Consider the following 9645-nt stretch of genomic DNA (forward strand, 5'->3'; position numbering starts at 1 on the left):
CCGTGCCGGCGCAGCGCCCGCAGCCAGCCCTCGGCGCGGTCGTCGCCGGTGCCGGAGCCGGGCGGCCAGCCGAGGAAGCCGATGCGCCGGTGGCCCTCGGCGACGAGCCGTTCGACGGCGGCCTCGGTGCCGGCGGCGCCGTCGACGTCGACCCAGTCGCCCACGTCCTTCTCGGACCACATGCGGCCGAACGCGACGAAGGGGATGCCGCGTTCCTCCAGCCACGCCTGCCGCGGGTCCCCGTAGGCGGTGTTGCTCAGTACGAACGCGTCGACGCCGTGCTCGCCCAACAGCTCCTCGTACGCGGCCAGTTCACGCTGCCCGGAGCCGGCGGCGAACAGCAGCAGCCGGTATCCGGCCGCGTCCGCCGTCTCCGACAGGGCGTGCAGGAAGCGGTCGAGGACGATGGTCGTCCCGGCGCCGGCCGGTGCGATGCCGAAGCCGATGAGCCTGCTGGCGCGCGTACGCAGTGAACGGGCCGCCCGGTGCGGGCGGTAGCCCATCTCGTCCACGGCGCGGCGTACGCGCTCCAGGGTCTCCGGGCGCAGCAGGTCCGGGGTGTTGAGCGCGTTGGAGACCGTCTGCGTGGAGACGCCCGCCCGCCGCGCGACCATCGCCATCGTGACCGTGCCCGAACCGCCTCCCGCTCCCTGGCCGGGAACGGACGGCGACGGTTCGGAACGGGACGGCATGGGCGGAACTCCCGGAGGTGTGGCGGCCGGTGGAGACGGCGGCACGGGCGGCGGACTCGGACAGCGGGCACGGACGACGGGTACGGACGACGGGTACGGACGGTACGGACGCTCTGGGCGGGCGGTACGGACGGACGGGTGCTGAGCGGGACGAACGCGGATCGACCGTGACCGATCTCCCGTGCAAAAAGGGCGATTTGGGCTCTTGACCTCTTTGTTAGGGTCGATTTGATCGATCCAATGGCTGAGAGGTTGCGCCCCCGTGGAGACAACTGTCAAGACTCATGACGGCACCGGCTCCCCGGACGGGCCCGTGCCGCCGTCCGGGCTCCAGCCGTTCCTGCACGACGCCTGCATCACGCTGTGCGCGCCGAGCATGGCGCTCTCCCGCCCGGACGGTCAGCTCCGCGAGGGCTGCGACGGCTTTTACCACGGCGACCGCCGGGCCCTCTCGCTGCTCACCGCGCTCGCCGAGGACGTCCCCAACGCGCCCATCGGCGGCGGCCCCGACGGCGCGGAGCGTGCCTCGTTCCGTACGGTGCTGCGCGGCCTCGCCGAGCACAGCCCCGACCCGGCCGTCACGCTGGAGCGCCGACGCCGCGTCGAGCCGGGCGAGTTGAGCGAGACCCTCACCCTGCACAACGCCGGGCGCACCCCTGCCCGCGTACGGCTCACGCTGCGTGCCGCGAGCGACCTGGCCTCCATGGAGACCGTCAAGTCCGGCCGTACGGTGCCGCGTCGGGCGCCCGAGCCGCAGCCGGACGGTGTGAGCTGGAGCGACGGGGAGTTCACCGCGCGGCTGGTGTGCACACCCGCCCCCGAGGCCGCCGAGCAGGCAGCCGACGAGATCACCGAGCTGCACCACAGCGTCGAACTCGCCCCGGGCGAGCGCTGGGAGGCCGTGCTGCGCTGCACCGTCGAGGACCAGCAGGGCGACGTCTTCCGCCCCGCAACCTCCGCGGCGCGCACCGCGCTCGCCTCCGGCGCCTCCCTCGCCAGCGCCGACCACGGCCTGGACCACTGGTTCGCCCGTGCCCGCTCCGACCTCGGGGCGCTGCTGCTGGCCGATCCGCTCCAGGAGCGCGACACCTTCCTCGCGGCCGGCGCGCCCTGGTTCCTCACCCTCTTCGGACGGGACTCGATCCTGGCCGCGCGCATGCTGCTGCCGCTGGGCACCGGCCTGGCCGCCGGGACGCTGCGCACCCTCGCCCGCCGCCAGGGCGCCGTGAGCGACCCCTCGACGGAGGAGCAGCCCGGCAAGATCCTGCACGAAATACGCCGCGACGGGCTGGACTTCGGCGACGGGCTGGCCGTGCCCCCCTGCTACTACGGCACGGTCGACGCCACCCCGCTGTGGGTGACGCTGCTGCACGACGCCTGGCGCTGGGGCATGCCGCCCGAGGAGGTCGAACCGCTGCTGTCGCACGCCGAGTCGGCCCTGACGTGGATGGACGAGCACGGCGACGCCGACGGCGACGGCTTCCTGGAGTACGTCGACAGCACCGGCCGCGGCCTGGCCAACCAGGGCTGGAAGGACTCCGGCGACGCCGTACGCCACCGCGACGGCCGCCTCGCCGAACCGCCCGTCGCGCTCTGCGAGGTGCAGGCGTACGCACACGAAGCGGCCCTGGGCGCCGCGGAGTTGTTCCGCGCGTTCGGACGCGGCGGCGCGGACCGCTGGGAGGAGTGGGCGGCACGGCTCGCGGACCGCTTCCGTGAGCGCTTCTGGGTCGAAGACGCCCGTGGCCCCTACCCGGCCATCGCGCTCGGCGCCGACAAGCAGCCGCTGGACGCCCTCACCTCCAATATCGGCCATCTGCCGGGCACCGGGCTGCTGAACGCGGAGGAGAGCCGGCTCGTGGCCGAACGCCTCGCGGGCGCGGACCTCGACTGCGGCTTCGGACTGCGCACGCTCTCCTCCGACTCCACGGGCTACAGCCCCCTCGGCTACCACATCGGCACCGTGTGGCCGCACGACACGGCGATCGCCGTCCAAGGGCTCGCCCGCGACGGGCACTTCGAGGTCGCGGAGTCGCTGGCGGCCGGGCTCGTACGGGCGTCGGTGCCCTTCGAGGGGCGGCTGCCGGAGCTGTTCGCCGGCCACGGCGCACACACCGACTCCCGGCCCGCGCCCTACCCCGCCTCCTGCCGTCCGCAGGCGTGGTCCGCCGCCGCGTCGGTGGCGGTGCTCCAGGCCGTACTGGGGCTGCGGGCCGACGCACCGGGCGGACGGCTGACCGTACGTCCGGGCATGGCGGAGCGCTATCTGCCGCTGCGGGCGAGCGGACTGCGCCTGGGGGAGCGGGAGTTCGAGGTCGCGCTGGACGGGGACGGCACGGCCCGGGTCTTCGGGCTGCCGGGGGACCGCGTGACGGTGGAGGTGCTGGAGCCGTGACCGGCGCGGTGTGATCGGCGCCGTTCACGGCCGGACATCTGGTCGACAAGGCCCGCAGAAGGGATGATGGGACGTCAGACGGACGAACGGGGGGGGGTCCGATGGCGGTCTTTCTGACGATCGACGCCGTACTGCTGGTGATCATCGGCTCGTTGGTATGGGTCCTGGTCCGCAGACAGCGGCGCCGCGGTGCTCTGAGCGACGAGGGCCTGAGCATCGAGTCCGCGGCGGGCGGCGAGGCGCGGGAGGCCCGGAAGCGTGCCCGTGCGGGACGCCATATGGGCGCGGTGTCCACGACGCCGTATCTGCGGCAGCGCGACCGGTGAACCCGTGAACCGCTGAACGGGCCCTCGGCACACGGCGGTTGAGCGGCGGACCGCTCTCGGAACGTACGGAGAGGAGGATGCCCCGTACGTCGCAGCCGGAGTACGTCACAGCCGGGCGCCGGAGGACTCCGTCAGCGAGGCGAAGTCGGCGAGCATGCGCCCCGTTTCGGGCTGGAGACCGGTGAACAGCCGCAGTGCGTCCGCCGCTTGGAAGACGGCCATGCCGCCGCCGTCGAGCACACGGCACCCGGCGGCGCGTGCCGCCCCGACGAGCGCGGTCTCCAGCGGCCGGTAGACCACCTCGGCGACCCATAGCCCGGGACGCAGCGCACTGGCCGGCACCGGCAGCCCCGGATGCGCCGCCATCCCGGTGGGCGTCGCGTGCACCAGACCGTCCACGTCCGCCAACAGGGCGGCGGCCGACCGCAGTTCGGCCGTCCGCGCCCGTCCGGTGCCGAAGTGCCCGCGCAGCGCTGCGGCCAGTCCCGCAGCCCGCTCCGGCTCGGCGTCGACGACGATGAGCCGTCCCGCACCGAGGCCGAGCAGCGCATGGGCGACGGCCGCCCCCGCGCCTCCGGCGCCCAGCAGCACCACCTCGCCTACCGGTGCGTCCGGCAGCCCGCGCGCGAAGGACGCCGCGAAGCCGGTGACGTCCGTGTTGTGCCCCACGGCCCGACCGCCGTCGAAGACCACGGTGTTGACCGCGCCGAGCGCCTCGGCCTGCGGCGCGAGCGCGTCGAGATGCGGGACGACGGCCTGTTTGCAGGGGTGGGTGACGTTGAGCCCGTCGAAGCCCACGTCCCGTGCCGCGCCCAGGAGTTGAGCCGACCGTTCCTCCACGGCGCCCTGCCCGCCGGCAGCGCCCGGAGCGTCGAGGTCGATCAGCCGGTAGACGTAGCGCAGCCCCAGCCGCTCCGCCTCCCGCTCGTGCAGCGCCGGGCTGAGCGAGGGGCCGATGCCCGCGCCGAGCAGCCCGACGAGATACGTCCGCCCGTCGCTCACCGCTTCTCCCGCACCAGCGTGGCCGCGTGGGCCAGCGCCAGCGCGTACCCGTGCGCACCGGCGCCGCAGATCACGGCGTCGGCGACCGCGGAGACATAGCTGTGGTGCCGGAACTCCTCCCGCTTGTGGATGTTGGAGAGATGCACCTCGACCACGGGCAGCTCCACGGCGGCCAGCGCGTCCCGCAGCGCCACCGAAGTGTGGCTGTAGCCGCCGGGGTTGATCACGATCGCGCGGTGCTCGGTGCGCGCCTCGTGCACCGCGTCGATGAGCGCGCCCTCGTGGTTGCTCTGCCGGCAGTCCGCGCGCAGTCCGTGGTCCGCCGCCGTCGCACGGCACAGCTCCTCGACGTCCGCGAGCGTGTCCCTGCCGTAGACGTCGGGCTCGCGCAGTCCGAGGAGGTTGAGGTTCGGCCCGTTGAGTACGAGGACGGGGGTGCCGTCGGGCAGGCCGGGGGAGTGGGGCATCGGTCGCTTCCCATCAATGTACGAACTGGTCCGTTAGTCATATCAAGCCTGTCACCGCACGGGGAAGTCCCGCAGGACGGGCCCGGCGGCGTGCGCCCTACAATCGCTGATCCAAGCGACCCCCGCGCCGAGGAGCCGGATGACCACCGCGGAAGACCCGGCACAGCCCACCGGACGCGTGCGCGACGCCGCCCGCACCCGGGGCGAGATCATGGACGCCGCCACCCGGGAGTTCGCCCGTGCCGGGTACGCGGGAGCCCGCGTCGACGAGATCGCCGCCCGCACCCGCACCACGAAGCGCATGATCTATTACTACTTCGGCGGCAAGGAACAGCTCTTCACCGCCGTGCTGGAACGCGCGTACTCGGTCATCCGCGAGGCCGAACAGCGCCTCGACGTCGAGCACTTGGACCCGGTGGCGGCCATCCGCCGACTGGCCGCCGTCACCTTCGACCACCACGAGGCGCACCCCGACTTCATCCAGCTCGTCAGCATCGAGAACGTCTACGGGGCCGAGCACATCGCGGGCTCGGAGGAGCTGCGCCGCCTCAGCTCGCCCGCGATCGACGTCATCCGGCGCATCCTCGACGCGGGCCGCGCGGAGGGGGTCTTCACCGCGGACGTCGACGCCGTCGATCTGCACGCCATGATCAGCTCCTTCTGCTTCTTCCGCGTCGCCAACCGCCACACCTTCTGCGCCCTCTTCGACCGCGACCTGCTGGAGCGGGACCGCCGCGAGCACTACCGGACGATGCTCGCCGACATGGTGATCGCCTATCTCACCTCGGGAGAGACGCCGGCCCGGCAGCACTGAGCCCGCCCTCCCCGTCCCGTACGCGCCCGTCCCCGCCCGTACGGGCCGTGCCCGAACTCGCCCGTACACGCCCGTACTCGACGCTCTCGTCCCGGCCCCTTGACACCGGCGGACCGCGGCCCCAGCATCCGTAGCCACTCGCAATGAACTATCTGGTGGGTTCATTAGCACGGACCGTCCGGACGTCCGAAGGAGAGCGCCGTGACCGCCGACAACGAGCCCGGCTCCACCGCCGCACCGGCACAGCCGCGCAAGGCCGCCGTCGCCGCCGCGGTCGGCAGCGCGCTGGAGTACTACGACTTCTTCATCTACGGCAGCGCCGCCGCGCTGATCTTCCCGGCGATCTTCTTCGACGACTCCGACCCCGCCGACGCCACGCTGCTCTCGCTCGCGACCTTCGGCGTGGCCTACGCCGTACGCCCGCTCGGCGCGCTGCTGCTCGGACACATCGGCGACCGCTTCGGGCGGAAGCGGATCATGCTCCTCACGCTGCTGCTGATGGGCGCGGCCACCTTCCTCATCGGCTGTCTGCCCACCCGGGGACAGATCGGGGCGGCGGCCCCGGCGCTGCTGGTGCTGCTGCGCGTCCTCCAGGGACTCTCGGCGGCGGGCGAGCAGGCGGGCGCCAACTCCATGACCCTCGAACACGCGCCGCCGCACCGCCGCGGCTGGTTCACCAGCTTCACGCTCGGCGGCACCCAGGCCGGACAGCTTCTGGCGACCCTCGCCTTCATCCCCGTCGCGGCGCTTCCCGAGCACCACATGCTCAGTTGGGGATGGCGCATTCCGTTTCTGCTGAGCGCGGCCGTGGCCGTCGTCGGCTGGTTCATCCGGCGCTCGCTGCACGAGACGCCCGTCTTCACACAGCAGGCGGCGGCCGGCGAGGTCGTGCGGATGCCGCTGGTCGTGCTGGTACGCGGGCACTGGCGGTCGGTGCTGCGGGTGGTGTGCGGGGCGCTGGTCGCCTCCGTCAGCACGATCTTCACCGTCTGGGCGCTGTCGTACGCGACGAGCGAGCCGGTCGGCATGGACAAGTCCGGGATGCTGTGGGTCGGCGCGCTGGCGAACGTCGTCGCCCTGGCGGCCATCCCGCTGTGGGCGGGACTGTCCGACCGGATCGGCCGCAGGCCCGTCTTCCTCACGGGCGCGGCGGGCAGCGCCGTCGCGATGTTCGTGTACCTGTGGGCGATCTCCACCGGCAGCTACCCGCTGACGCTGCTGGCCGGGATCCTCGCCTTCGGCGTCGTCTACAGCGCGGCGAACGGCGTGTGGCCCGCGTTCTACGGGGAGATGTTCCCGGCCTCCGTACGCCTCTCGGGCATGGCCGTGGGCACACAGACCGGTTTCGCCGTCTCCGGTTTCGCCGTGACGTTCGCCGCCGGCATCGCCGGGCCGGAGGGCGACGGATGGGCACGCGTCGGACTGTTCACCGCCGCACTGTGCGTGCCGCCCGCGCTGGCCGCCCTCTTCGCCAGGGAGACCGCGCACACCGCCACCGAGGACCTCGGGACGGACGGGGCGGAGGGCGGCGCGCGGCCCGCCGACGTGGCACCGGCCGCGCCTGAACGCGCCTGATGTGCCTGACCGTTGTCCCCGTACCCCCTCCCGGGGCGGCAGGGATCCGGGCCGACCGCCCCGTACGGCCGGCCGTGGTCCAGAATCGGCACATGGCCACCCACGAGACCGACCGCGGTTATCTGCTGGACAACCGGCAGCAGGAGGCGGGCGAACGCTTCCGCGCCCTCAGCGAACTCTTCGACCCGGTGACACTCCGCCACGTCGACGAGGCGGGACTCACCGCGGGCATGCGGTGCTGGGAGGTCGGCGCGGGCGGCCCGTCCCTGCCGCTCGCCCTCGCCGAACGCACCGGCGCCCGGGGCGAGGTGATCGCCACCGACATCGACGTCTCGTGGACGGCGGAGGCCGAGACGAGCGGCGCGGCGGTACGGGTGCTGCGCCACGACGTCGCCGCGGACCCGCCCCCGTCCGGCGTCTTCGACCTCGTACACGCCCGGCTGGTGCTGGGCCATGTCACCGACCGCGCCGAAGCGCTGCGGCGGATGACCGGGGCGCTGAAGCCGGGCGGTCTGCTGCTGCTGGAGGAGGCCGACCCCGCGCTGCAGCCGCTGCTGTGCCCGGCCGAGCGCGGCCCCGAGGAGCGGCTCGCCAACCGCCTGCGCAACGGCTTCCGTTCCCTCATGGCGGACCGGGGCGTCGACCTGGCGTACGGGCGGAAGCTGCCGGGGCTGCTGCGCGACGCGGGACTCGAGGACGTACGGGCCGACGCCTACTTCCCGATCACCTCGCCCGCGTGCGCCGTCCTGGAGGACGCCACCGTGCGGCAGATCCGCGCCGGCCTGGTGGAGAAGGGCCTCGCCACGGACGAGGAGATCGACCGGCATCTGGCGAACGTCGCCGCCGGGAACCTCGATCTGGCGACGGCGCCGCTGGTCTCGGCCTCGGGGCGGGCGCCCCTGGGGTGAGACCGGCTCACGCCGGGGCGCCGCCCGTGCCGTCCGCGCCGAGGCGGCGCACGGTGCGCTCCAACTCCCCGATCTTGTCGGACAGTTCGTCCGACCTGGCGTCCTCACGCTCGCGCAGCATCATCTCGATCTGCACCAACTTCTCGGAGATCTCCGCCAGTTGTTCCGCGCCGCCCCTGCCGGCCCCCATGCCCCGACGCGGCGCCTCGTCCGTCCACGTGCCCTCCAACGGGCCCTCCGCGGCGGACCCGGCGGTGCCGGCGGTGCCGCGCGGCGAGTGCTCCGCCACCAGCAGACGGCGCAACTGCTCGGCCTGCACGGCGAGTTGACGGTTCTTGCGGTCCAGGTCGAGGAAGACGTTGACCTTCGTACGCAGCACCCACGGGTCGATCGGCTTGGAGAGGAAGTCGGCCGCGCCGAGCGCGTATCCGCGGTAGGCGTAGTCGGCGTCCACGTCCGTACCGGTGAGCAGGATGATCGGCACGTCCTTGGTCTGGTCGAGGCGCTTGATGTTGCTCGCGGTCTCGAAGCCGTCCATGCCCGGCATCAGCACATCCAGCAGCACCACCGCGAAGTCCTGCCGGAGCATCGCCTTCAGCGCCTCCTCGCCGGAGCGCGCGGTCACCAACTGCTGGTCCAGCGGCCCCAGTACGGCCTCCAGCGCGACGAGGTTCTCCTGCATGTCGTCGACGATGAGGATGCTCGACCTGTCCGGGACCGGGGCGCTCATGGCACCGGCCCCGCCGGCCCGGGACGTCCGGCGCCCAGGCCGTCACCGGGCGGTGCGCTGTGCTCACGTCCCGCGGAGCCGCCGGCCCCGTCCCCGCGGTCGCCGTCGGGCGAGGCCGTGGCGTGCGGTTCGCCCTGGGTGTGGCTGCCCTCGCGGGTGAGCAGGTCGTACATGGACTGCAGCAGCTCGTCCAGGTCCACGGGCTTGGCGACGTAGACGTCGGCCCCGCTGTCGAGCGCCTTCCGGCTGTCGCCGGACATCGCCTTCGCGGTCAGCGCGATCACGGGCAGACCGGCCAGCCGGGGCGTCCGCCGGATGGTACGGATCGCCTCGTAGCCGTTCATCTCCGGCATCATGATGTCCATCAGGACCATGGACACCTCGGGGGAGCGGTCCAGTACGTCCAGTCCTTCGCGGCCGTTCTCCGCGTACTTCACGGAGATGCCGACGCGGCCCAGCACATGGGTCAGCGCGAAGACGTTGCGGATGTCGTCGTCGACGATCAGCACATGGGTGCCCGCGAGGGTCTGGCCGCGCGGTCCGCTCAGCCACTGCTTGAGCTGGGTCGTCTCGGGCCAGGCGTCCTCGTGGCCGTCCTCCTGTCCGGCGGCTGCGGACGTACGGGGTGCGCCGTCCCCGTGCTCCGGGCCCACGGGCCCCACCTGCGAGGGCCGTGGCCCGGGCCCGGTCGGTGCGGGCGCCGACTCCTCCGCCTCGGGCCAGGTGGCGGCCGGCG

At 73.2% G+C, this 9645-nt stretch carries 10 protein-coding genes; 5 read left to right on the forward strand and 5 right to left on the reverse strand.

Annotation, left to right across the window (positions count from 1 at the left end):
• Positions 1–692: LacI family DNA-binding transcriptional regulator (locus AN218_RS32430; RefSeq protein ID WP_141747784.1), on the reverse strand; the 692-nt coding region annotated here is incomplete at its 3' end.
• A 262-nt stretch (positions 693–954) separates the two neighbouring features.
• On the opposite strand from AN218_RS32430, the gene AN218_RS32440 reads away from it, so the two are divergent.
• Both AN218_RS32440 and AN218_RS32445 read left to right on the forward strand, forming a co-directional pair.
• On the forward strand, positions 955–3087 hold the full coding sequence (locus tag AN218_RS32440) for a glycogen debranching N-terminal domain-containing protein (RefSeq protein WP_070020605.1): 2133 nt from the start codon (positions 955–957) through the stop codon (positions 3085–3087).
• A 101-nt stretch (positions 3088–3188) separates the two neighbouring features.
• The gene (locus tag AN218_RS32445; RefSeq protein ID WP_070020606.1) at positions 3189–3413 is read left to right on the forward strand and encodes a hypothetical protein; all 225 of its coding nucleotides are present in this window, start codon (positions 3189–3191) and stop codon (positions 3411–3413) included.
• A gap of 105 nt (positions 3414–3518) precedes the next feature.
• Here the strand turns inward: AN218_RS32445 and AN218_RS32450 are convergent, their stop codons facing one another.
• Together AN218_RS32450 and aroQ are read right to left on the reverse strand one after the other, a co-directional pair.
• Positions 3519–4415 carry a shikimate dehydrogenase gene (locus AN218_RS32450; protein ID WP_070020607.1) on the reverse strand — a complete coding sequence of 299 codons (897 nt, stop codon included), beginning with the start codon at positions 4413–4415 and terminating at the stop codon, positions 3519–3521.
• Positions 4412–4882: a type II 3-dehydroquinate dehydratase gene (gene aroQ, locus AN218_RS32455; RefSeq protein ID WP_070020608.1), complete on the reverse strand. Its 471-nt coding sequence runs from the start codon at positions 4880–4882 to the stop codon at positions 4412–4414. Before aroQ ends, AN218_RS32450 begins: the two co-directional genes overlap by 4 nt.
• Positions 4883–5021: 139 nt before the next feature.
• Here aroQ and AN218_RS32460 point away from each other — a divergent pair, with 139 nt between their 5' ends.
• The 3 genes from AN218_RS32460 (at position 5022) to AN218_RS32470 (ending at position 8179) form a co-directional block, all read left to right on the forward strand.
• Positions 5022–5696, forward strand: a complete 675-nt coding sequence (locus AN218_RS32460; RefSeq protein WP_070020609.1) for a TetR/AcrR family transcriptional regulator — start codon at positions 5022–5024, stop codon at positions 5694–5696.
• Positions 5697–5897: 201 nt separating this feature from the next.
• Entirely contained in the window at positions 5898–7271 is a 1374-nt protein-coding gene (locus AN218_RS32465; RefSeq protein ID WP_070020610.1) for an MFS transporter, read from the forward strand.
• Between the two features lie 92 nt (positions 7272–7363).
• Positions 7364–8179: a methyltransferase domain-containing protein gene (locus tag AN218_RS32470; RefSeq protein ID WP_070020611.1), complete on the forward strand. Its 816-nt coding sequence runs from the start codon at positions 7364–7366 to the stop codon at positions 8177–8179.
• 7 nt (positions 8180–8186) lie between these two features.
• On the opposite strand, the gene AN218_RS32475 is transcribed toward AN218_RS32470, so the two are convergent.
• On the reverse strand, positions 8187–8909 hold the full coding sequence (locus tag AN218_RS32475) for a response regulator (RefSeq protein ID WP_070020612.1): 723 nt from the start codon (positions 8907–8909) through the stop codon (positions 8187–8189).
• A partial coding sequence (locus AN218_RS32480; RefSeq protein ID WP_141747785.1) for a response regulator occupies positions 8906–9645 on the reverse strand: 740 nt, incomplete at its 5' end. The genes AN218_RS32475 and AN218_RS32480, both read right to left, overlap by 4 nt.

Source organism: Streptomyces nanshensis, from assembly GCF_001751255.1.
Taxonomy (GTDB): Bacteria; Actinomycetota; Actinomycetes; order Streptomycetales; family Streptomycetaceae; genus Streptomyces; species Streptomyces nanshensis_A.

Bases quoted from the DNA above. Each gene is read 5' to 3' on its own strand.
- AN218_RS32445 (WP_070020606.1), top strand. From the start codon at position 3,189: ATGGCGGTCTTTCTGACGATCGACGCCGTACTGCTGGTGATCATCGGC.
- aroQ (WP_070020608.1), bottom strand. From the start codon at position 4,882: ATGCCCCACTCCCCCGGCCTGCCCGACGGCACCCCCGTCCTCGTACTC.
- AN218_RS32460 (WP_070020609.1), top strand. From the start codon at position 5,022: ATGACCACCGCGGAAGACCCGGCACAGCCCACCGGACGCGTGCGCGAC.
- AN218_RS32470 (WP_070020611.1), top strand. From the start codon at position 7,364: ATGGCCACCCACGAGACCGACCGCGGTTATCTGCTGGACAACCGGCAG.
- AN218_RS32475 (WP_070020612.1), bottom strand. From the start codon at position 8,909: ATGAGCGCCCCGGTCCCGGACAGGTCGAGCATCCTCATCGTCGACGAC.